This is a genomic window from Flavobacterium sp. GCM10022190 (assembly GCF_042656445.1).
Lineage (GTDB): Bacteria > Bacteroidota > Bacteroidia > Flavobacteriales > Flavobacteriaceae > Flavobacterium > Flavobacterium nitratireducens.
On record NZ_JBHSOQ010000002.1, the window covers coordinates 503,336 to 527,442 of the forward strand.

General features: G+C 32.2%; 18 protein-coding genes. 1 reads left to right on the plus strand and 17 read right to left on the minus strand.

Annotated features, from left to right (window positions below; genetic code table 11):
• Window position 1: 1 nt before the first annotated feature.
• Together ACFPTQ_RS09025 and ACFPTQ_RS09030 are read right to left on the minus strand one after the other, a co-directional pair.
• The gene (locus ACFPTQ_RS09025) at window positions 2-1,537 is read right to left on the minus strand and encodes a YifB family Mg chelatase-like AAA ATPase (RefSeq protein WP_379776576.1); all 1,536 of its coding nucleotides are present in this window, start codon (window positions 1,535-1,537) and stop codon (window positions 2-4) included.
• 43 nt (window positions 1,538-1,580) lie between these two features.
• Window positions 1,581-2,561 carry a Gfo/Idh/MocA family protein gene (locus ACFPTQ_RS09030; protein ID WP_379776578.1) on the minus strand — a complete coding sequence of 327 codons (981 nt, stop codon included), beginning with the start codon at window positions 2,559-2,561 and terminating at the stop codon, window positions 1,581-1,583.
• Window positions 2,562-3,012: 451 nt separating this feature from the next.
• On the opposite strand from ACFPTQ_RS09030, the gene ACFPTQ_RS09035 reads away from it, so the two are divergent.
• Window positions 3,013-4,326 (plus strand): ammonium transporter, encoded by a 1,314-nt coding sequence (locus ACFPTQ_RS09035; RefSeq protein WP_379776581.1) that lies wholly within the window; start codon window positions 3,013-3,015, stop codon window positions 4,324-4,326.
• A gap of 274 nt (window positions 4,327-4,600) precedes the next feature.
• Here ACFPTQ_RS09035 and ACFPTQ_RS09040 read toward each other — a convergent pair whose 3' ends face one another.
• From ACFPTQ_RS09040 to ACFPTQ_RS09110, 15 genes are all read right to left on the minus strand, one after another.
• Window positions 4,601-5,467 (minus strand): neutral zinc metallopeptidase, encoded by an 867-nt coding sequence (locus ACFPTQ_RS09040; protein WP_379776584.1) that lies wholly within the window; start codon window positions 5,465-5,467, stop codon window positions 4,601-4,603.
• 14 nt (window positions 5,468-5,481) lie between these two features.
• Window positions 5,482-8,973, minus strand: coding sequence for a PAS domain S-box protein (locus tag ACFPTQ_RS09045; RefSeq protein WP_379776586.1), 3,492 nt, complete (start codon window positions 8,971-8,973; stop codon window positions 5,482-5,484).
• Window positions 8,974-9,664: 691 nt separating this feature from the next.
• On the minus strand, window positions 9,665-10,417 hold the full coding sequence (locus ACFPTQ_RS09050) for a hypothetical protein (RefSeq protein WP_379776589.1): 753 nt from the start codon (window positions 10,415-10,417) through the stop codon (window positions 9,665-9,667).
• A 55-nt stretch (window positions 10,418-10,472) separates the two neighbouring features.
• Window positions 10,473-11,162: an RluA family pseudouridine synthase gene (locus tag ACFPTQ_RS09055; RefSeq protein ID WP_379776592.1), complete on the minus strand. Its 690-nt coding sequence runs from the start codon at window positions 11,160-11,162 to the stop codon at window positions 10,473-10,475.
• A 178-nt stretch (window positions 11,163-11,340) separates the two neighbouring features.
• A complete protein-coding gene (gene panB / locus ACFPTQ_RS09060; RefSeq protein ID WP_379776594.1) occupies window positions 11,341-12,159 on the minus strand; it encodes a 3-methyl-2-oxobutanoate hydroxymethyltransferase in 819 nt (272 codons plus the stop codon).
• A 94-nt stretch (window positions 12,160-12,253) separates the two neighbouring features.
• A complete protein-coding gene (locus ACFPTQ_RS09065; protein ID WP_379776597.1) occupies window positions 12,254-13,582 on the minus strand; it encodes a glycoside hydrolase family 28 protein in 1,329 nt (442 codons plus the stop codon).
• A gap of 181 nt (window positions 13,583-13,763) precedes the next feature.
• A complete protein-coding gene (locus tag ACFPTQ_RS09070) occupies window positions 13,764-15,062 on the minus strand; it encodes an APC family permease (protein ID WP_379776600.1) in 1,299 nt (432 codons plus the stop codon).
• Between the two features lie 132 nt (window positions 15,063-15,194).
• Window positions 15,195-15,545, minus strand: a complete 351-nt coding sequence (locus tag ACFPTQ_RS09075) for a hypothetical protein (RefSeq protein WP_379776603.1) — start codon at window positions 15,543-15,545, stop codon at window positions 15,195-15,197.
• 162 nt (window positions 15,546-15,707) lie between these two features.
• Complete coding sequence (locus ACFPTQ_RS09080) at window positions 15,708-16,994, minus strand: alginate export family protein (RefSeq protein WP_379776606.1); 1,287 nt, start codon at window positions 16,992-16,994, stop codon at window positions 15,708-15,710.
• 412 nt (window positions 16,995-17,406) lie between these two features.
• Window positions 17,407-17,829: a DoxX family protein gene (locus ACFPTQ_RS09085; protein ID WP_379776609.1), complete on the minus strand. Its 423-nt coding sequence runs from the start codon at window positions 17,827-17,829 to the stop codon at window positions 17,407-17,409.
• Window positions 17,830-17,945: 116 nt separating this feature from the next.
• Complete coding sequence (locus ACFPTQ_RS09090; protein WP_379776612.1) at window positions 17,946-19,520, minus strand: S41 family peptidase; 1,575 nt, start codon at window positions 19,518-19,520, stop codon at window positions 17,946-17,948.
• An 88-nt stretch (window positions 19,521-19,608) separates the two neighbouring features.
• Window positions 19,609-20,838 (minus strand): ATP-binding cassette domain-containing protein, encoded by a 1,230-nt coding sequence (locus tag ACFPTQ_RS09095; protein WP_379776615.1) that lies wholly within the window; start codon window positions 20,836-20,838, stop codon window positions 19,609-19,611.
• A gap of 129 nt (window positions 20,839-20,967) precedes the next feature.
• The gene (locus ACFPTQ_RS09100) at window positions 20,968-21,735 is read right to left on the minus strand and encodes a patatin-like phospholipase family protein (protein ID WP_278035500.1); all 768 of its coding nucleotides are present in this window, start codon (window positions 21,733-21,735) and stop codon (window positions 20,968-20,970) included.
• A 47-nt stretch (window positions 21,736-21,782) separates the two neighbouring features.
• Window positions 21,783-22,220, minus strand: coding sequence for an acyl-CoA thioesterase (locus ACFPTQ_RS09105; RefSeq protein WP_379776619.1), 438 nt, complete (start codon window positions 22,218-22,220; stop codon window positions 21,783-21,785).
• Between the two features lie 175 nt (window positions 22,221-22,395).
• Window positions 22,396-24,006 (minus strand): arylsulfatase, encoded by a 1,611-nt coding sequence (locus ACFPTQ_RS09110; protein WP_379776622.1) that lies wholly within the window; start codon window positions 24,004-24,006, stop codon window positions 22,396-22,398.
• Window positions 24,007-24,107 lie beyond the last annotated feature (101 nt).

Consider the following 24,107-nt stretch of genomic DNA (forward strand, 5'->3'; position numbering starts at 1 on the left):
TTTACCCTAGCCAACCATCTCTGTCCAAACTTCGATACTGAATAGCTTCGGCAATATGCGACGAACCTACTTCGGGAGAAGCTTCTAAGTCGGCGATGGTGCGTGCTACTTTCAAAATCCTGTCGTAGGCCCGAGCTGAAAGATTAAGTCTTTCCATCGCATTTTTTAATAAGTTTTTAGAAGCGTCATCTAATTCGCAAAATTCGCGAATGTGTTTGGTGTTCATTTGTGCATTATAATGAATTTTATCGATGTTCTCAAATCGCGCCGATTGAATTTCGCGGGCAGCAGTTACTCTTTCACGAATGGTCATACTGCTTTCTGCTTTTTGATTATCCGATAATTTTTCGAAAGGAACAGGTGTTACTTCTATATGAATATCAATTCGGTCTAATAGTGGACCAGAGATTTTACTCAAATACCGTTGCATTTCGTATGGCGAAGCGGTTTGGGCAGCATTAGGATCGTTGAAGAAACCACTCGGACTAGGGTTCATGCTCGCCACTAACATAAACGATGAAGGATAGGTAACTGTAAATTTGGCTCTGGAAATGGTTACTTCTCGGTCTTCCAATGGTTGGCGCATCACTTCCAAAACATCGCGCTTGAATTCGGGTAATTCGTCTAAAAATAGAACACCATTATGTGCCATAGAGATTTCTCCCGGTTGTGGGTAACTACCGCCGCCAACGAGTGCTACATTTGAAATGGTATGATGCGGACTTCGAAAAGGTCGTTGATTCATTAATCCCACCTCTTTTAATTTTCCAGCCACACTATGAATTTTGGTAGTTTCTAAAGCTTCGTGTAAAGTCATAGGAGGGAGGATGCTAGGTAAGCGTTTGGCTAACATGGTTTTTCCTGCTCCAGGAGGGCCAATTAAGATAATATTGTGTCCGCCCGCAGCAGCTATTTCCATACATCTTTTAATACTTTCTTGTCCTTTAACATCGGAAAAATCAAATTCAGGAAAATCTAAATCTTTGTAGAATTCGGCTCGAGTATCGATTTTTGTTGGTTCTAAATTGCCTTTTCCTTCAAAAAAATCAATAACTTCCTGTACATTTTCTACTCCATATACATCAAGTCCTTTGACAATAGCAGCTTCTTTTACATTGTGTTTAGGCAGGAAAAAGCCTTTAAAACCTTCTTCTTTGGCTTTGATTGCAATGGGTAATGCCCCTTTTATGGGTTGGAGACTTCCATCAAGAGACAATTCGCCCATAATAATATACTGGTCAATTTCATCTCCTTTAATTTGTCCCGATGCAACCAATATCCCTAAGGCAAGTGTCAAATCGTATGCTGAACCTTCTTTTCGTAAATCAGCAGGCGCCATGTTGATGGTTATTTTTTTACCAGGCAGCATATAGCCATTGTTTTTTAATGCAGCCGCAATTCGATAGCTACTTTCTTTAATCGCATTGTCTGGCAGTCCTACTAAATGATAGCCTACGCCTTTATCTATATTTACTTCGACTGTTATAGTAGTAGCTTCCACTCCAAAAACGGCACTACCGAAAACTTTTACTAGCATACTATTAATGTTTTAATGGAATTAGGTTTAATTTAAATTAGAATTATACAGGAAAGGCTAACCCAATTTGTTTTTTTACTTCGTCGACGATTTTAATGAGATCTAAACTGTTTTGATGCGACCATAATTGACTTTCTATCACATTGTTTTGGATGCATTGATGGCATTCCTCGATTTCGTAGGTATATCCCATGCCGTTAGTAGGTAAGGAGTATTTTGTTTTGGTATTGTTTTTAACTACGGTATAAGATTCGGCCATATGCCAAATAGTATCGATATTGATTCTGCCTTCAGAACCGCTTATGGTTGCCTTCATATTAGAAGTGTGGCAAATTCCGGAGTATAGAATAGCTTGTGCATCTGAATATTGTAAAATCATAGCTGTTTGAGCATCTACTCCTGAAGAGTGAAAAATAGATTGTGCATGAATTTTTTCTGGAATACCTAAAAGTGTATATGCTAGAAACAGAGGGTATACCCCTATATCCATTAGAGAACCACCACCCAATTTTAAATCAAATAATCTGTTTCTGTTTTTTCCTTTTGCTGAAAAAGCAAAATCGGCATTGATATAATGGATTTGACCAATTTCTCCTTTTTTTACATTTTCAAAAGTAGCTTTGAAAGAAGGGTTGAATCTTGTCCAGAAAGCTTCCATGAAAAACTTGTTGTGTTTTTTTGAAGCAGCTATCATTTTTTCGGCATCAGGATAATTTAGTGCTATTGGTTTTTCACAAAGTACATGTTTGTTATTTTCTAGGGCTAGAAGGCTAAGTTCGGCATGTGAATTATGAGGAGTTGCTATGTATAAAATGTCGATAGTATCATCTTTCATTATTGCTTCATAAGAGTCGTAGGCTTTTGCGCAATGATGCATATTGGCGAAAGTTTCTGCATTTTCTTTACTTCTTGAGGCAACTGCAACTAATTCAGCTCCATTTACTAATTTTAATTCATATGCAAATTTATGAGCAATATTCCCTAGTCCAATGATTCCCCATTTAATCGTTTTATTTTTTGGCATTAATTATTTCTTTTAGGTGTTTTTTTACATAATTGTATTAATGAATTTTAAAAATAAGTATTTTTTATAAACTAGAAAGTTAGAATGTAATTTTTTTTGTAAGAGATTGTTACAGCTTTTTGTTTTGTTTGTTTTTATTGTGTTTTTAACATACAATGTCTTTAAAATTATTGTTTTTTCAATAAAAATGACAGCATTACTCTGTTTTGGCTGTAGTATTTTCATTTTTGTGTTTAAATTCTTGCTTTTTAAGTAAGGAAAATCAAATAAAATGTTAATTTGGATTTTTTGAATTTAACAAATCGTTATTTTTTGTCTGTTTTATGGTTTTATGTATCAAAATTTAGGGGGGTAAACTGTTTAAATGATAAAAGTTAAAAGAAATAGGGGGTATTTTTATGGGGGTTATTCATAGTTTTATATTTTTGAGAAAATTTTAAAACCAAAAATAATGAGAAAAGTAAGTTTAAGTGTTATTATGATTGCGATGTTAGTCGTGACACTATTTTCAAGTTTTATCTTAACTGGAAACCCAGTTCCATCAGAAGCTGTTAAATTTGATACAGGTGATACTGCCTGGATGATTGTAGCAACAGCATTAGTATTAATAATGACTCCAGGATTAGGATTCTTTTATGGAGGTATGGTTGGTAAAAAAAATGTGATTAGTACAATGTTGCAAAGTTTTATGGCAATGATTATTGTAACTGTTTTATGGATTGTAGTAGGTTTTAGTTTGTCTTTTGGTACTACTATGGGTGGAATCATTGGAGATCCAACTACGTATCCATTCTTTCAAGGTGTAGGTACTAATACAGCATGGAGTTTAGCTGGTACTATTCCTTTTATGTTATTTGCTTTATTTCAAGCTAAATTTGCTATCATTACTCCAGCCTTAATAACAGGAGCTTTTGCTGAAAGAATTCGTTTTTGGGCTTATATGTTGTTTATGGTATTGTTTATCCTAGTAATTTATGCTCCATTATGTCATATGACTTGGCATCCTGATGGATTGTTCTTTAAAATGGGAGTATTAGATTTCGCTGGAGGAACAGTAGTACACATGAGTGCTGGATGGGCTGCACTTGCTGGTGCCATTTTCTTAGGAAAAAGAAAAGTACAAAAAGTAAATCCTGCTCGTATTACTTATGTATTATTAGGTACAGGACTATTATGGTTTGGATGGTTTGGTTTCAACGCAGGATCTGCTTTAGGTTCTAATGGATTAGCTGTTCAAGCTTTAGGAACAACTACAGTTGCTGCTGCTGCTGCAGGTATGGCTTGGGTATTTATGGATAAAATTTTAGGACATAAACTATCTGCAATGGGAGCTTGTATAGGAACTGTTGTTGGATTAGTTGCTATTACTCCAGCTGCTGGATTTGTAAGTTTACCACACGCAATCTTCATTGGATTATTCAGTAGTATCATAAGTAACTTTATGGTGAGTAAATTCCCTAAAGGTAAAATTGATGATGCGTTAGATGTATTTGCTTGTCACGGAGTAGGTGGTATGGTAGGTATGTTGTTAACAGGAGTTTTTGCTTCAAAAGATATTAACGCTGCTGTTGTTGATCAAGGACTTATCTTTGGTGAATCTACATTATTCATCAACCAATTAACAGCTTTAGTAATTGTATCTGTATTTGCTTTTGCTGCTTCTTATGCATTATTCTTTATTGTAAACAAAATCACTCCATTAAGAGTTAGTGAGGATAAAGAAGAATTAGGATTAGATATCTCTCAACACGGAGAATATTTGTAAAGAACTACCAAAGAATAGTCTTAACCAGATTATTATCAAATAGAAAAAGCTTAGTTGGTTTTCCAGCTAAGCTTTTTTTGTGGGTTATGGTTTATCCTTTTTTAAATTATTGATACTATTTAAAATTGTTTTATTCAAAACTTTATACTTGCCTAATGTCAAATGTATTTTATGTTACATATTAATTAAAGAAGAATTTATTTTATCTAAAAAAAGCTTAGTTGTGTAACTAAGCTCAATAATTTTAATTTTAACTATCTTTTAAAGAATTTTTTTAGTAGAGGTCGAGTTCTTTAAAAGTATTTCCTTGTTTAATATCTCCTGTTTTATATCCTTTTAAAAACCAATATTTTCGTTGTTCAGAAGTACCATGAGTAAATGATTCCGGAACTATATGGCCTTGAATTTTGGCTTGAATGGCATCATCACCTACAGCTTGTGCGGCACTTAAAGCTTCTTCTATATCACCTTGTTCAAGTATATTGTTTATTTGTTGATTGTAATGTGTCCATATTCCAGCATAAAAATCAGCTTGAAGTTCTAAAGCAACTGACAGTTTATTGGCTTCAGTTTTACTAAGTCCTTCTTGCATTTGCCTCATTTTTGCTGAAGTACCTAAAAGCGTTTGAACATGATGTCCTATTTCATGAGCAAGTACATATGCTGTTGCAAAATCGCCACCTTTGGCTCCAAATCTAGTTTTTAGTTCATTGAAGAAAGTCAAATCCATGTATACTTTTTGGTCTGCTGGACAGTAGAAAGGACCTGAAGCGGAAGTAGCATTACCACAAGCCGTTTGAACCCTTTGACTGAATAGGACAACAGTTGGTTTATCGTAAACTAAATTGTTTTCTTCGAAAATTTTAGTCCAAACCTCTTCGTTATCTGCTAATAGTGTTTTTATGAATGCCTGTTCTTCTAACTCATCACGAGTTAATTCTCTTTGCTCGATAGCTGAATTTTGTCCTTCGTTAAGTTGTTCTAAAACAGGAGTTATCATTTGAGCGTTTTCTCCGCCAAAAATTTGAACTAAAAGAATTATTAATCCAATTACACCACCTCCCACTATAGTTTTTCCTCCAGATGACATTCCTCTTCTGTCTTCGACATTGTTACTTTGTCTACGTCCTATCCATTTCATTTTATAAGGATTTATTATTTAATCCATTTTAGTAATGTTTGTTCTACGATACCTTTTACAATTGGTTTTGACACATAATCGTTCATTTGCATTTCGAAACATTTGTTTTTTTCGTCCTTTTCTGTGCCTGCTGTGATAGCAATAATAGGTACAATTATTCCTTTTTCAAGTTTTCGTATTGCTTCGGTAGCTTCATATCCGTTCATAATTGGCATTTGAATATCCATGAAAATGATATCAGGTAAAACATTTTCAAATTTAAGGATTGCTTCTTCTCCATTTGAAGCTTCGTATATTTGAGCTTCGGGAAGGCTATTTTTAATTATTGTTTTTAACAACAACATATTGATTTTATTATCTTCTACCAATAAAATCTTTGTATTTTGTAATTTGGGATTGATTCTAATAAGGTTAGAATGGTCGGCAATAGTATTCGGTACTGAATCTTGTTTGTTTTCGGTAATTTCGTTAATTGTCTTTAAATCAAGGTCAAAATAGAAACAACTTCCTTTTCCAAGTTCACTTTTAAGTTCTAAATGACTGTTCATCAAATTAAGAAGTTTGTTTGAAATAGTCAGTCCTAGTCCAGTACCTCCAAATTTTTTAGTGGTAGAGGTGTCTCCTTGTGAAAAGGCTTTGAATATTTTTGTTTGATTTTGTTCTAAAATTCCAATTCCGGTATCAACTACTGAAAAACGTAGGCGAGTTTGATCATCTGATTTTTTTTCTAATAAATCTACATTTAATTTTACGCTACCTTCTTCTGTGAATTTAACAGCATTTGACAATAAATTTATCAAGATCTGTTTGATTCGTACGATATCGAGCCAAACAAAATGGGGTACATTAGCATCAATATTTAGCTCTAGTTTTATTTTCTTTTGAGTGGCTTCGTATTGAATTAGATCGATTACTTGATGTAATAATTCTTTAATTTCATGTTTTTCGATGAGTAATTCGAGTTTGCCTGCTTCAATTTTAGAGAAATCTAATATATCATTTACAATTTCTAATAAGGTATGAGCCGATTGACTTACAGTGATCATGTGTTTTTCTTGGACATCATCAAGTTTCGTTTTCATCAATAAATCCGTAAAACCAATAATACCATTAAGAGGTGTACGAATTTCATGACTCATATTGGCTAGAAATTCAGATTTGGCTCTGTTAGCAGTTTCGGCATATTCTTTTTCTTTTATTGCTTTTTCTGCCTCTTTACGTTTGCTGATATCAAGCATGATACCTTCAATGTATTTTATTTCTCCATTTTTGACAACGGTGTCTACAAATTCGTCTATCCAAATAATGTTTCCTTTTTTATTAAAAATGCGATAAGTAAGGTGGAAAGGTTCTAATTTGGCAAGCTTTTGAGTTGATTTAGTAATTGTTTTTTCTAAATCTTCAGGGTGTATTAAATCTTTAAATACGATTCTTTTTTCTAGAAATTCTTCTTTTGGATATCCTGTAAGTTTTTCAATTTCATCGTTTAAGTATATTTTGCTAAAATCTTCATCATTTTCAGAAAGATAGACGGTTCCAGGAATATTGTTAGCTAACAATCTAAATTTTTCTTCACTTTCGTTTATGGCGATTTCAGTTTCTATTCGCTCAATAGAAGACCCAATATTCATTGTAAGGGTTTGTAAGATTTGAATTTCATCTTCGGCCCAGATACGGTTTTCGTTCAAATCATTCAACCCGAGTATTCCGTGAAATTTATTTTTTACGAATACAGGAAGTAGAATAATAGAAACTACCTCTAGTGTTTCTAATTTCTTTCTTAAATTTTGGTCTTCTATTTGCCAAATTTGGCATTGGTATACTTTGTTTTCAATCTTTTCAGGGTTGAATTCCCCAAAAAAAGAATAAGGTAAATTTTGATAGTTAGGATCAGTCTTATTTAGTTTATCATTCCCTTTTGTCCAACGGTGTTTTTGACTAAGTGTTTGATTTATAGGATCATTTTGGTAATAAAAACTGCGGTACGAATTTGTTGCTTTTCCAATGATAATTAATACATCAGCAAATACATCATCAATGTTTTTTACATTCAAAAATCGTTCTGTGCACAAGTTCATTGCTGAAAGCAATTCACTTTTGTAGGTGAGCCTTTGTTCTATTTGCAATCTTTTTTTGTATTCAAAAGCAAAGGCAATACTGTCCGCAATTGCTCGAGTAAAATTAATATCTTCATTATCCCATTGTTTTACTACATGGGAGGATTCGATACAAATTAATCCAACGAGTTCACCGTTAATAAATACAGGTGTTTTTATAAATGAGATCACATCCTGATTTTCAACAATAGTAGATTGTAGTTCTTTTGAAATTGGATAGTTTTTGATATTAGAAACTACGATTGGAGTTTTGTTTTCTAGAGCTTGAAATAATTGAGGATATTTTTCTTTGGTTAAAACAGTTCCTTCTGTAAATGAGTTGTTTCTTGAATCATAAGAAAGTAAACAAACAATTTTATCACTTGCATATTCCCAATAACTTGCTTTATCTGTTTCAATAGTTTGAGTAGTATTTTCTAAAATTGATTTCAGTTTTGATTCTATAGTATCTTCGCTCGAAAAACTTTTTGATGTAAATTTCTTTAGGCTTTCTGTGTATTTTTTATTTTTCTCGTTTCTTTTTTGTTTCTCTATATCTATATTTTTAACATAAGTAATGTCTCGGGAAATACTGGAGTATTTTTTGTTTTTACCAAAATCATCTCCTGAAATTATTACTTTTTGAGCAATCCAAATTATTTCTCCATTTTTTTTCAAAACAGGAATTTCTAATGTTGGAAATTCATTTTCTCCTTCCTCGGTACTATGATAAAATGATTTTAAAAAATCTAAATAATCTTTTCGAATAAATTTTGAATAGTGTTGGTTTAGAATTTCATCTTCCTCATAACCTAATGTTTTTAGGGTGTAATTATTTGCAAATACAATGTTTCCATTTAAATCGAATTCGTAAATGAAATCTAGTGCATTTTGAATTAGGTTTTTATATCGATTTTGAATTTGAATTTCATTAGTTATATCCTGTCCAATTCCGATAATCAAATTTTTAGAAAATTGTTTGTTTTTCCATTGAATGTATTTGATTTCTCCATTTTTACATTTTAAACGTCTGACAAAAATTCGGTCATTGATTTGACTTTCAAAAGATTCATTAACAATTTTATCTGGATGTTCCGTTAAGTTGTAATAACCAAAACCCATTAAATCGTCTATTTCATAGCCCAGTATGTCTTTGGCACTTTCACTACAAAATACAATTCTGTTTGTTTCGTCCTTAGCCATTACAAGGGAATTTCCTTTATTGATGATTTGGTTGTAAAATTCCAGTTTGTTACTGGAATTTTTATGCGACATATGTCGGATGTAATTAATAAAAATAATTATTAAGGTATAATTAAATACAACCGTGATTTTGTTTTCTGGAGCCCATTTTAGAAAAAAAGTAATACTTAAAAAACATAATGCAGCACCAATAAATAAAATATACAACTTTAATGGTTTGAGTGTTGTATATGAAAAATAAATAAATAATAAAAAACTTAAAAAAGGGATATTATCATTTTCTAATTTTATTAAATTGGAGGATACTTGTATAAAAGCTATCACATAGACAACTCGAAAAATTTTTTTAATATTCTGATAAATATATTTCGATTTATAGCTTAGATAAGCTATCCCCATAAGAATTAACGAAATAGCTGAATTGATAGAGAAAAGACTTTTAGGTCTTACTTTAAAATATTCAAAACTTAATTCTAATATGAGAACAATCAGACCTAAAAAAAGGAAATAAAGTTGGTATTCTTTTCTTTCAGCGTCATCTGAATTGAAATTTTTGATGAACTTGTTTCCAATAGAATATTTTATTTGATGAAATTTGTAGATTAACAAAAAAACAATCAAAAAAATAAAGGGTATTACTATGCGGTAGATGTCTTTATTGATAGTAAGTTGATCGAACAAATCAAACATGTTTATGGCATGAAAATTATTATTTCCAATATAATTAGTACTATTTAATAAAGTATTGAGCATATATTTTGTAATGTCTTCTTAGTTTTAAAACATTAATTTTTTTAGGATAAAAATGCTGATATAAATTTTTCTAAAAATAGTAATTATTTAAAAGAAAAAGGCGAAAGCGTTTAATTATAAAACACTAAATTTAATTTGAAAGGGATTACTTAAAATCTACAACTGTTTTAAAAATAGCATAATACATCGAGTATAAAAAGGGCAAAGTAAAAAAGAGACCAACAAAGAATACAAAAAAACCAGTCACAACAAAAATATAAGTAACAGCCATAATTAGTAAGAAAAGTAGTGGTTTTTTCGAAATTAAAGCAAAACTGTTATTTAGAGCTTCAAACGCTTTACAATCACTAAAAATAATAAAAGGAACAGTCAGTATACTGAGCAAAGAGATTGTTAAAGATCCCATTAATCCAAGGGCAGGAATTCCTGATGCATCTAATACGGATGAAATTCCAAAATTTAAAAGCGAAATAGTTAAAGTGGCTAGAAAAAGTTCCTTAAAATATTTGAATTGATAATATTCGAATGCTGTACTTACATGAAATTCTTCGTCAATATCAGCGCAATGAGCCATTTTAATTAATCCTGCTGAAAAGGGACTTACTAAACAACTAAATAAGGTTAAACTTCCGATGTAAATTATTAAAAATTCATCAGAAAATTTTTTAGGATCCAGATTTTCAGGTTGTATTACTTTCATGAAATTGTCTATTCCAAAGGTGAATGCTATTATGAAGAAAGCAATAATACACAAAAACACAGAGGAAACTAATACCAATAAACCTGCATAAAGAGCGATCTTTTTATAATTTTCAAAAGCTATATTAAATACATTTTCAAAAGAAATGTTATATCCATTGTTTTTTATTTCTTGAATTCTTTCTTTATTCGTTTTCATAAGATAATGTTGAATATTTTTGGTTGATTCGTTTTTTGTAGTTCATATTTTTTCTCTAAACGGCGTTCCAAATCACATCATCGGGTGTTGGAGCTACAATGGTAAGAGTTTCTTTTGACACAGGGTGAACAAAAATTAATTTTCGGGCATGCAAATGAATACCTCCGTCAGGATTACTTCTGTCAAAACCATATTTTAAGTCACCTTTTATAGGCGAGCCTATTGCTGCTAGTTGAGCTCTAATTTGATGATGTCTACCGGTATGAAGATTGATTTCTAGAGCGGTATAATTGTTTAGTTCTTTAATGATTTGGTAATCTAAACTAGCTAGTTTACTATCTGGAACTTCTTTTAAGTGCGCTTTAGAGGTATTGTTTTTTTCGTTTCGTTTAAGGTAATGAACTAGTTTAGCTGATTGTTGCGAAGGTTTGTTTTTTACAATAGCCCAATAGGTTTTTTGTGTTTCTCTATTTTTAAATAAATCATTTAGTCTTGTTAGTGCCTTAGAAGTTCTAGCAAAAACGACTATTCCAGTTGTTGGTCGATCTAAGCGATGAACAACACCTAAAAACACCTCTCCAGGTTTGTTGTACTTTTCTTTGATGTATTCTTTAACAACTTCACTTAGGGGTTTGTCGCCCGTTTTATCACCTTGAACAATATCGCCTACACGTTTGTTAACTACAATGATATGATTGTCTTCGTGTAAAACCTGAAGATTATTTTTATTTGAAATTACTTTCATTAATAACTTAATTTAATTACAAAAATAGTGGTTTTAAAGTTGTTATCAGTCGAAAAATAGAAGGCTCGAAATAACTTTTTTTATACAATTTTCTAATTAAGTATAAAATCGAAAGTTATTTCGAGCTACTGTGTAAAATTAAAAATAGCGAAAGTGGTTTAGGTTGAATTTATAGAAACTAATATTGTTCTTTTTCGTTGGGGAAATCCTTAGATTTAACATCTTCAACATATTGACTAACCGCTTGTGTCATTCCTTCGTATAAATTCATGTAACGTCTAAGGAATCTTGGGCTGAATTCATTGTTCATACCTAACATATCGTGAATTACTAAAACCTGTCCGTCTACACCTGAACCTGCACCAATTCCGATAACAGGAATAGATATACTTTTAGCAATTTGTTGGGCTAATTTGGCTGGTATTTTTTCTAAAACTAATGCGAAACAGCCTAATTTTTCCAATAATTTTGCATCTTCAATTAATTTTAGCGCTTCTTGTTCCTCTTTGGCTCTAACCGTGTATGTTCCAAATTTATAAATAGACTGAGGAGTTAATCCTAAGTGGCCCATTACTGGAATTCCAGCATTTAATATTTTCTTAATAGATTCTTTAATTTCTTTTCCTCCTTCTAATTTTACAGCATGACCACCACTTTCTTTCATGATTCGGATGGCAGAACGTAATGCTTCTTTCGAATCGGATTGATAACTACCAAAAGGTAAATCAACAACAACTAATGCTCTGTCAGCTCCTCTCACAACAGATGAAGCATGATAAATCATTTGGTCTAAGGTAATAGGGAGCGTTGTTTCGTGTCCTGCCATTACATTAGAAGCCGAGTCTCCTACAAGGATCACGTCGATTCCAGCTGAATCCACAATTTTAGCCATTGTATAATCGTAAGCTGTGAGCATGGAGATTTTTTCTCCCTGCGCTTTCATATCGATTAAGGACTTGGTTGTAATTTTTTTATAGTCTTTTTTTGCTGTTGACATAGTTCTAAAATTTAGGAAATGCAAAAGTACTAAAACAAATTTGGATGCAATGTACAAATGCTAATTAACTATTTTAGAAGATTGATGTAGGGCTTTATTTGATTGATTTGTTGTTTACTACTACGTTTTTAAGTTTTAAACCCGTAATGATACTTTTGTCTATGCTGTCTTTTTTGGCTTCAATTTTTAAGTTTTCAAAAGTAAAGTTGCTCAATTTATCGTATTCTGTGATAGCCATATCATAAAACACATCACATTTGATAGTAATGTTTTTCATGGTAATATTATCGCAGTAGGAAAGAGGTACATCTTTTCGCCCTTTTAAATCAAAAAATTGCGTCCATGGTTTTACGTAAATCATACTTTTAGCATAACCTGTAATGTTTTCTACTGTAATGAATTCATATTTTTGAGGGGTGTCAGGACGCATTTTTAACCATAAAAGGCGAACAGCATTATTTACGGTACAATTTCGAACAATGATGTTTTTGTTGTGAATAGCTTCGCTACCTGCAGTTAATGCTCCGTGGCAAAATCCAAAATCACAGTTTTCAATAATGATGTTTTCGTTTTTACCGTTACTTGCATTTTTATCTGCCCAAGGTCCTTTACCGCCTTTGAGAGCGATTGCATCATCATTCACTGCCATGTAACATCCTTTTATTAACATATTGGTACACACGTCAATATCAATTGCGTCTGTGCTTGGTGCTTTAACAGGTTCATGTGGTGAGGTAATGCGTAAATCAAGGATTTTAACATTATTGCATTGGTAGTAATGACTCGTCCAAAAACCTGAATTGCGCAATTTTACATCTTGAACTTGGACATTGTCGCATTTCCAGATAAATACTAGTCTTGGTCTTGAAACTTCAAGATTAGTACATTGTGGATTTTCTTTTCTTCTTTGCCAAAAAGCTTCCCAGTATTTTAATCCGTTTCCGTCAATGATTCCGTTTCCAGTAATTGTAAAACCATTTACTCCAAATGCATTGATCAGGGCTGAAAAATATTCGATACTTTGTCCTTCAATACGAGAAGGTAAATATGGGTAATCATTAATAGTATTGGAGCCTTTTAAAATAGCATTCTCTGATAAATGCAAATGTGTATTTGGTCTAAAGAATAAGGCGCCACTCATAAAAGTTCCTTTAGGAATAACTATCACACCACCGCCATTACGGTAGGCTTCATCTATGGTTTTTTGAATAGCCACTGTTTGAACTATTGTGCTATCATTGATAGCGCCGTAATCAGATATGGAATAGAATTTACCTAATTCATTTGGATTGATTTTGGTTGTGTCATGGAACCAATCAGGTATTAGAGTGCCATCAGGAAAAAGATCTTTGTTCTTTTTTTGTGAGAACGATTTAGGGGAAATTGTAAATAGAACAATCAGTAATAAACAGATTTTTTTCATGTTTTCGTATCTTGAATAATTAAAGAGATTTAAGCAGAAAATTGATTTTATAACAACCAAAATTTTGCGGTATACGAAGATAGGAAAACAATAATGTTTCTACATCCTGTATCTTGTGCAGGATAGCTGAATTTGATTATTGTAGATAGAAATGAGATGGAATATAGCTTCTATATTGAGTTTATTTTTTATTTCTAATAAAACGAATTAAAAAATAAATAAAAGATAATGAAGCTATCGCAATTGCACTACCGATGATTTCATTTTGAGTCAAATTTGATAAAAAATAAAGTATGATTGCAATACAAATAACAGGAACGATTAATCCGCCTGGAATTGTAAACTCATCGGATTTGGATTGGTGTGTATAACGCAATTTAATAACAGCCAAAACTACTCCTAAATAAACCATTAATATCGAACTACTTGCAATAACCACAAGACTTTCAAAACTTCCAGTAGCTGCAATTAAAAAGCCAATTGAAGCGTAAACTATAATTGAAATGTATGGTGTAGCAAATGAAGTATGTATTTTAGATAATGCTTTGATAGGAATAACGCGGTCGCGTGAAAGGGCATATAGTGTTCTTGGGTTATTAAGAATATCACCACTTAGGAATCCAAACATTGATATTGCTGCACCTGTAGTTAAAATTATGAAACCAATAGGACCAAATATTACATTTGCTGCAGCAGCTAGAGGAGTAGCAGTATGTTGTGGCAATTCATCACCCAAGACTCCTTGAGCGACAGTTTGAATTAGCATGTATAGAATGACAATTGCTGTGATACTGATAAAAATAGCTTTAGGAATGGTACGTTTTGGATTAATAACTTCGCCCGAAACGACAATTCCAGATTCGCAACCCTGAAAAGCAAAAAATAAGACTAACGAGGTTTTACCTAATTCTTGTATACCAGGTAAACTTTCAATGACTAAATTATCTACTGAAACCGCTTGCCAACCAAATAGAACTAAAAGCATCAACGGGATTAATTTGGCTACCGTATTGATTTTTACTAATCCGATTCCTTGTTTTACACCAATTACATTAATGAATGCCAAGCCACCAAAAACCAGAAATAGACATAGAATACGCATCCAAGCGAGTTCAAAAATAGGATGAGTGGATGCAAGAACATTAATTAAGGCATTAGAAACGGCTGCATCAGCCAAAAGAGTACCTGTTACGGTAAAAATTCCAGCTAAAAAACCAGCGTAAGGTCCAAAAGCTGTTTCGATGTAGGAATACACACCTCCTGTTTGGGTCACTTTACTCGACGCTTCGGCAAAGCAAAGCATGATAAGCGCCATTAATAGTCCGCAAAAGAAGTAAGCAATGATACTTGATGCTCCCATTGAAGAGGCAACTATAGCAGGAAGAGCAAAAATTCCAGCGCCAATAATTACATTCATAATATTAGCCGATAAACCGAATACTCCTATAGTTCGTTTGAATTCTTCTTCTTGCTGTATCATTTTAAATTGTATTTGTTTTGTTTTCTTATAAAAACGAAGTTAGGTAAAATAATTTTTTAAGCAACAAACTAATCGAATTTTGGGTGATAATATATTTTTAGGAAACGCAAAATTTGATATAGTTCTAATAAATCACTGCAATATTTCGGTTATTCTAAATGCGCGTTCTGTACCTAAATAGGATGGATTTCCATGTTTTTCTGACCAAAATCCATCTAGTAAGTCTTTTGATAAACATCGGTAGACAACCACTCCTTTGTATAGGTGGTTTTCTTCACCTTGGTATTTGAAATTGATAATCAAAATATTATCTCTGAAAAAACCGTTACCTGTTTGTATTTGTTCATTATTAATAAGCCATTTTGCTTTTATTCTTTTATTTTGATCTAAGCTTAAAGACAATATTCCTTTGTAATTATACACTTCGGCATCTTGATTGCTTCCAACGATTTCAAAACGTCCTACTAAATCTTCTATATTCATTTACTTTAGGTTTTTCCTTTTACTTCTTTTTGCAAGATTACTGATTTCTTATGGAAAAGGCATAAAAAAATCGAAGTTTTGAGGCTTCGATTTTGTTTGTGAAAATAATGTAAAAAGCTTTGAGGCTACCTTTTTGAAGGTATTTTTAAAAATGAAAGTGTTTTATTTTTTTGATGAGAATATTTGCGGGTTGATGTTTACCATTAAATACGCCCAGTTGTTTGTTGTGTCGTCTAAACCATTTTTTAAGACAGCCATTGAATTAGAAGCAAACATTTGAGAATAGCCAGCAATTAACGTAATGTCTTTTGTTGCTTTGTACACAGCAGTTAAATCAACTTCTGTTCCTAAATACGAATCTTGTGCAACTGTTCCTGATTTGATCGTATTAGGAGCGTAGAATAGGTGTGGAGCAACTGAAAGGTTTACTTTTTTGATAGGGAAATCTAATTTTAAAGATACATCTTGTAAACCAACAGAATTTAGATGATTTCCTACGTAGAAATAATCCATAAAACCGTTGAAAGCGTGGTTTGTACCAAAAATTGGGTTGAATGATTTTACCATTGGTGATGAAGGTGTTCCTTGATCTTTTCCAGATAAGAATTCATATCCTACTGTAGCTTTGAATTTTGGAGTAAAAGCATATCCTAAGTTAGCCGCTGTTTGCCATGCAGAAACTTTATTTGCTCCAATTTTTCCTGTTTGGCCATAGAAACTAAAATCAAGACTTAATTTTTTACCTGCATAATTAGCATAAGTACCTAAAGTTTGGTAATAATTGGTTTCTACTTCTGTTGTTTTTAAATATTCTTTTCCCACGTTTAAAGCTAAGAAACTTACGCCTAATTTTTTAATCGAAGTGTGGTACCAAGCATATTGAAAATCTTTAAAATCTAAGTCAGTACCAAAAAGTATCGCTGTTTGAGGATTTGGAAGTGTTTTTGATTCATCTTTTGCATTCATTGCAAATCCTAAATCTAATTGTGATTTAGCTCCTTTGAATTTGATTAAAGCCGCATCAAAACTACGTCCTTGATTTGCCCAATCTAATCCTCCAAAGATTCTTTGATTGTCGTAAGATATTATTTGGCGTCCTATTTTGGTGCTCCATTTTTGAGTAAAACTGTATTCTGCCCATCCTTCAAATAACACAAAGCTGTTAGTAGCATTTGAAACACCACCAGTAAGATGATTTACCGCTCCCCAAGTACGAACATTTTGTAATGCAACTTTGGCTTTTAATTTTGTATCAGTATAGTTTAAGGTAACTCTTGTACGATTCCCTACAAATGAAGTGTGTGAAGTTGTTGGTGTTAATAGGGTTCCGAAACCATTTGTGTATTCATAACGAGGTCTGATTTGAATATCTGAACTAAATTCCTGTGCTATTGCACTAGTTCCTATAAGTCCAATTACTGATAAAGAAAGTGTTTTAAGTAATTTCATAATAGTAGATTTAAAAAATTGTTTTTGTTAGTTATTACATGACAAATATACTTACGTAAATTTACTTATGTTTTATAGCTAGCGCAATAAAAACTAGTTTTTTAAACCTTTTTTACTTATATTTTTAAGCATATAATTTTTTGCTAAATAACATATTTTATGGATAAATTATTGATTTTTAGCTATTTTTAAATGTTTGTTGTACTTAGTGGTTTTGTGAAATGATGTTGGTGAATTGAAATTTATACGTAGTAATTACCTTTTGTTTTACTTTTAAAATAAATAAAATACGTAGAAATTTATTTAATGCTTATATTCTTGTGCAATAAAAAAGCCCGAGATAAACTCGAGCTTTCCGATTATAAATCATAGTTAATTAGCGATAATTTTAGATGTTCGCACCAGCACTTTATTATTGTGACATTTTAAAATAATAATCGGCGGAATGTTTTCCGCTTCCATACACCAAGAAGAATAAACAAATTGCTAATATAATCAAGGCTAAAAACAGATTTTCAGTTTGCATTTCACCTGTGAAATTGACTAAAATAGCACCCATTAAAATTGGTAATTGTGCAATAATAGCCCAACGGGTAAGCAATCCAAAAGCAATCATTATTCCGCCAATCATATGGGCAGGAGTAATGTAATGAACGAGGAACATTCCTCCTCCAATTTTGTCGATGGGTGAAATCAAATCCACTAAATAAGGAATATTAGTGATGAATTTTACCCCTTTTACGAATAAAAACACTCCAAGAGCAATTCGTAGCAAATCTAATGTGAAATAAGTGTGCGCATTGGCCCATTTATTCAGTTGTTTAACATTGTTCATATTGCTGTATATTAAAATTGGTACTACTAAGTTAGTAAATTTTGATATATAAGAAGTGAAAATGGATGTTAAATAAGCTGTTATTCAGTGTTTTAAAATGTGTTTTGACGTTTTTATTACTTTGTGTTTTGTTTTACTATCCAATTGAGTTCGGGATCGTTATCTTTAATGCGATCTTCTACATTGGGTTGAATTTCAATATCAGGAAAAACTCCTCGACCATGTATTTGGTTTTGATAAAATGGAGCAAAATGTATAGTTCCTATCCGAACTTTTAATTTTGAATTCGGTAATTCAATAATAGGCATAAAACCAGCAACGGTACCATTGAAATCACCACCAGTTTCTTGTCCTACAAACAAGGCTCTTTTGGATCCTTTTAAATTGGATGAAATAATACTAGAAGCCGAAAAACTACCGCCATTTATCATAACGTATAATTTATGTTTAAATGCATTTGGCTTTGGCTTTTGAGGATTGGTAGCGGTGGAAATATATTTTTTTCCATTTTTATCTGTACGGACAGTTAGTAATAAATAACCATACACAATGGGAGAAAATAGTGTTTTGGTCATTTTTACCGCAAAATTACCTTTGTTAAAATAGGCCCCTTCAAAAAGACTTCCTCTAGAAACTACTTCCGATTTTTGTAAAAATGTATAAGTCGAATCAGCAAGGTAGGAGTAAAGATGGATGATTTCACTCAAACGTCCTCCGCCGTTATTTCGTAGATCAATAATGAGTGTTTTACAATTTTGTTTCTTTATTTCGGTAAATGTTTGTCTGTAAAATTGTTTAAAATGCCCTTTGGTGAAGCTTCTAATTTTTAATAACGCAATGCTGCTATCCTTACTGACATACTTTAGTTCACGAATAAAAGTATTGGCACTTTTATCAAATCCATTTATTCTTTTTTTCTTGTTGATCATTCTTTGTTTGGCTCTATCAACAATTACTTTTTTATGTGAAGCTTTCTTTGTTTTTTGATTTAAACTGTCTGATTTTACCCTTTTTATAGTTATGTTTTTAATGCTATCATTGTATTTGAAAACATATTCCAAACTGTCTTTTATGCCATTTTCAATGGTAAAATAACGAACAAATCGGTTTGCTGCTGCTTCTTTTTTGAAACTGGTATTAAATCCATCTGAACTATAATAATTATCGTATTCAGATAGTAATTCATGCGGTTTTATTCCATTTACTGACTGAACCTCCGTTCCAGGGATTATTTTTTTATTATTTGATTTGTTTTTAACTACATATAATTTATCATCATAGTAAGTGAAATCAAATTGAGAAAAAGGTCCAACTCCTTTTTTAGTTAATGCTTTGGTTTCTTTCTTTGTGTATTGTTTTTCGGGAGGAATGACATAACTGTGTCCTTGTCTTATTGCTGCTACAACTGGACTTAATTTTTTGTAAAAGGTTAATGGAATTAAAGGGGTTTTAATACTGTTTTTTAAACTATCGAATTTAAAGTTTAGTTTTTCTGCACTAATGTAATAATCCAATTTAGGATGTAATCTTTGAAATTTTCTTCTAGTTAATTCAATATCTTGATGAAGCTGTTTTACAGCAATGGGCTTTTGTAAATGTAAATTGTATCTTTTTATAGAGCTGCATTCAACAAAAAGAAATAACAATACTAGCGGCATTATTCTTTTTACTAAAAAATGACTTTGAAACATTTACTGTGATTTTAAATTAGTCTCGTATTATTACTCTAAAATACAAATAGTATAGTTTGTTTTAGTTTTTAAAAGAATTTATGCTTGATTATTTGATGATTCCAATAGAACCTTCTTCGGAAGGAAGGAGTTCAAATATAGCATTTGGTGCCAAAGTAGGTTCGGCACGATGCGAAACATAAACAATAGTCATGTTAGATTCTTGTTTGAGTAAATTAATGAGTTGGCAAACTAAAGCAACACTTTCATCATCCAGTCCCTCAACAGGTTCGTCTAATATAACCAATGGAGGATGTTTTAAAACCGAACGAACGATCATCGCTAATCGTTGTTGTCCTACTGAAAGACGTTTGAACATTTTGTTTTTTAAATGTTTCATTCCAATCAGGTCTAGCCACTGGTCGGTGATGTTTTTTTGTAGGGTAGTAGGTAGGTCATACAAACCAATGGAATCAAAAAAACCGGAAAGAATCATTTGTTCTAATGTATGATTTCTAGTAAACAAACTGGTCATATTGGTAGCAAAATAACCAATGTTTTTCTTGATTTCCCATACACTTTCGCCACTTCCTTTTTTGCGCCCAAAAAGGTACATGTCTTGTCCGTATCCCTTGGGGTTATCACCATTTATTAGCGATAAAAGAGTGCTTTTTCCAGATCCATTAGGGCCAATTAATTGCCAGAATTCTCCCTGCTCAATGGTCCAATTTATATTTTTAACTACTGAACGACCTTCATAACTAACGGATACATTGTTCATTTGAACCAAAATTTTTTCCTTGTATTCTGGAGGATGAACAGCATGAGGAATTCCTGATTGGCTAATGATTTTAGTTTCGTGTATTTCTTGTGAAATATTTTCTAGTATAAAAGCGTCGGAATTAATTTGCCGATTATTAGTAATAAAAGGCAATATATCGGAGATACGATTAATGATTTGAATTATTTTGATATGTGAGGCCATTTCTTCTAAAGCTATCGCTAATTCAGCTCTTGAAGCCTGATCTAAATGATCCATTGGGTTGTCAAAAATGATATAATCTGGTTTTTGTGCAATACAATACTGTAAGAATTTCTTTTTGCGTTGGCCAGAAGAAAATGTGCTTAATTTTCTATTGGAATCTATAGCGGTTAATTCGATGTATTGGAATTCTTTTTGGATGAAATGATCAATAGCCAAATCTGAATATAAGATTCCTTTGAGTTTGTTAAATGGAGCTAGCTCTCCAATTGCATGACCAGAAAGAATGGTGTTTATAAATTCTTTTTTATTGATTTGATTGGAAAGTAAAATGTTCCAATGGGTAGCAGTATTCATCAAAAAATGTCTTTTTTATGGAGCGTAAAGATAAGGAGTTTGAAGTTAGAAAGTAGAAATTAGATTTTAGAACGAAGTTCAAATACCTTAAACAACTAACCACAATGCATAAACTACAAAACATATTTATTACTCAATATCCAATGATTTGATTTGATCTTCTAATGTTAGGGCATATTGATAACTGTATTCAAAAATTTCATCAGCGTTTTTAAGGTTGTAGAGACTGTATTGACTCATATTAGGTGGTTCAAAATAGACATCACAACTATGTGTTTTTTGTTCTACAGAACTTTTCATAGCCAAATGAAAACAACGGTCTAAGATGTTATTCATATTGACTTTGTCTACTTCTTTTTTTATCGAATTTACATAGCTACCTATAATAATATCACATTGATTTAATAATGGTTCAATAGGAAAGTTGTTCATCACGCCTCCATCAACATACAAGGTTTCATTGTATTTTACGGGATGAAATAAAATAGGCAAACAGGAGGAAGCTAGAATAGCATGAGATAAATTTCCAGAAGAAAAATAAACCAACTCTCCTTTTAAAATGTCAGTGGCTGCAATGTATAGCGGAATTTGTAAATCATCGAAGGAATTACTGGGAAAACATTCCAAATAAATATCATGGAATCCTTTCATTGCAAAAAGACCTTGCCTTTTAATCAAGAGATTCGAAAAACTAAAAATATGTCCTTTTTTGAGAATATTTAATATTTCGGTTGCTGAATAACCCGCTGCATAAAATGCACCTGCTATAGCACCAGCACTGGTTCCAGAAACTACTGAAGCTTTAATTCCAAATTCTTCCAAGGCTTTCAGCAAGCCTAAGTGAGCTATCCCACGCGCACCACCACCTGAAAATACAATTCCTACTTTAGTTTTCATTTTAAAAGTTTGTTGTTTATTGTTTATTGTCTTTCGCATTGTATTGTTTAAGATTCAATAAAATCTTCACTTTTAGGAATGCTCATAAGTGCTTGTATTGCAATTTCAGGAACAGGGTCAACTAATTTACGTGATTTGGTATCCATCCAGGCTCCATCAACGGTTAATGTAGCGCATAAGAGATTATCTTCGGTGCGAAATTCATGTGAAATAGACCAACGGGAAGCATCGACTCTCATTTTAGCAATAGTGGTATGTATATAAACCGAATCACCTTGTTTTATTTCTTTTCTAAAAAAACACTCTTCTCTAAAAAGAATAGGACCAAAATGCATTTTTTGAAAGACTTTTAAATTCAAGCCCAAACTGTCTAAGATTTCCATTCGGTGTTGGGCGGCACAATCGTAATAGACACTATGGCGAACATGAAAATTAGGGTCTAAATCAGCCCAGCGAAAGGTGAGATGTTTGTTGAAAGAGGTCATTTTTTGATTTTTAATTAATTATTGCTGAAATAAGTGAATCTATTTATAAATTTAAGAAATTAGATTTCATATCAGTAAAAAACGTATGTTTTAACAGTACTTTAATAACAAAAAAGCGATTTCAAATCATTGAAATCGCTTTGTTTTGTTCTATTTGAAGGCCGTTAATTATAGGTTAAAGTCCCATTTGTTTAGCCCATTGTTTCCATTTAGAAATCATTTCGTTTGCTTTTTGAGGTTTTTCTAAAATAATGTTTTTTGTTTCAGTTTTGTCATGAGAAAGGTCGTATAAAGCCCATTTTTCATTTGCCAAAGCAACAATTTTATAATTACCTGAAATTAAAGCTTTACCTCCTTCATGTTCAAAAAATAAATCTTTATAATTTGTTGCGTTTTTTCCTTTCATGATAGAAACTAAACTGTGACCATCTAATGTGTTAGTCTGATTTCCTTTGTAAATTGTTGGATAGGAAGTTTTAGATATTTCTAAGCAAGTAGGTAAAATATCCATTACATGTGCAAGGGAATAATTAGTTCCTTTTTTTATACCGGGTCCCACCATAATAAAAGGTGTTTTTGCTCCGCCGTTATAGGATTCTTTTTTCCAATATCGGTAAGGGCTGTTAAGAGCATTAGCCCAGCCACTTCCTATAGAAGTATAGGATACAGGACTTCCTATTTTGTCATACTCCGGACTTTCGTATTGTAAGGGAGTGCCATCGCGTAGGGCTGATGGTCTGTCGTATCCGGGTTGGTAACCAGGTACGTTTAACATTTCCGGAGAGGCGCCATTATCTGATAAAAAGAAAATAATTGTATTTTCATATTGATTGTTAGCTTTCAACTGTGCAATTAAACGTCCGACTCCCTGATCTACTTCATCTACCATTGCTGCGTGTGTAGCCATTCTTTTTGCAAAGTTTTTCTTTTTTTCCTCAGTTAATGTATTCCACTTTAAAGCTTCATCTTCTTCATTGACATAAGGGTAGTCTTCTTTAGTAATTATTTTTTTGGCAACCAGATTTTCGTATCTCTTTTTTCTAAGTGCATCCCATCCGTCTATATAAGTTTGTTCATATTTTTTAATTGTTGCCGCGGGTGCTTGAACTGGCCAGTGAGGTGCGTTATAAGCTAAATACATAAAGAAAGGTTTACTGTCTTTTTTGTATTCGTTGACATATTCAATTGCTTTGTTAGTAAAAGCGTGAGTAGTGTAAAAATCTTTAGGAATATTTTGAACTGCTTTTACACCATCAACTAAAGAAAAAGGCTCGTAATAATTAACGACTCCCCAAATTAGACCATAAAACTTATCAAATCCTCTACGGGCAGGGTAGGTGTCTACAGCTGCGAATGTCGAGTCGGGTGTATATTGGTGGTTGAGCCATTCGAGATGTTTTTTTTCATTTTTAATAGTTTTAGCTTCTGATAGGTGCCATTTCCCTACCATGGCTGTGTTGTAACCATTTTGCTGTAATACTTCAGCAATGGTAACTCCTGATTTGCTTAAACTGGCGCCGTTACGACCTAATCCTACTTTGTGTTGGTATTGCCCTGTTAATAATGAAGCTCTCGTAGGACAGCATCTGGCGTCATTATAAAAATTGTTCATCATCATGCCGTTATTGGCAAGTTGGTCTATATTTGGAGTTTGTATTTCACTGCCATAGCAACTTAAGTCAGAATAGCCCATGTCATCGACCATGATTACAATAAAATTTGGTTTTTTTTGGGCTGCAGTATTTATCCATAATATAATTGAAAAACAGATTAGTAGTTTGTTCATTTTTTTATTGTTGATGTTTTTAGATTATATTTTTTAGTATTGTAGTTTTATAGAGGCATAGCAATATATCAGTTAAGATTGTTATTCAATCCAGAATGATA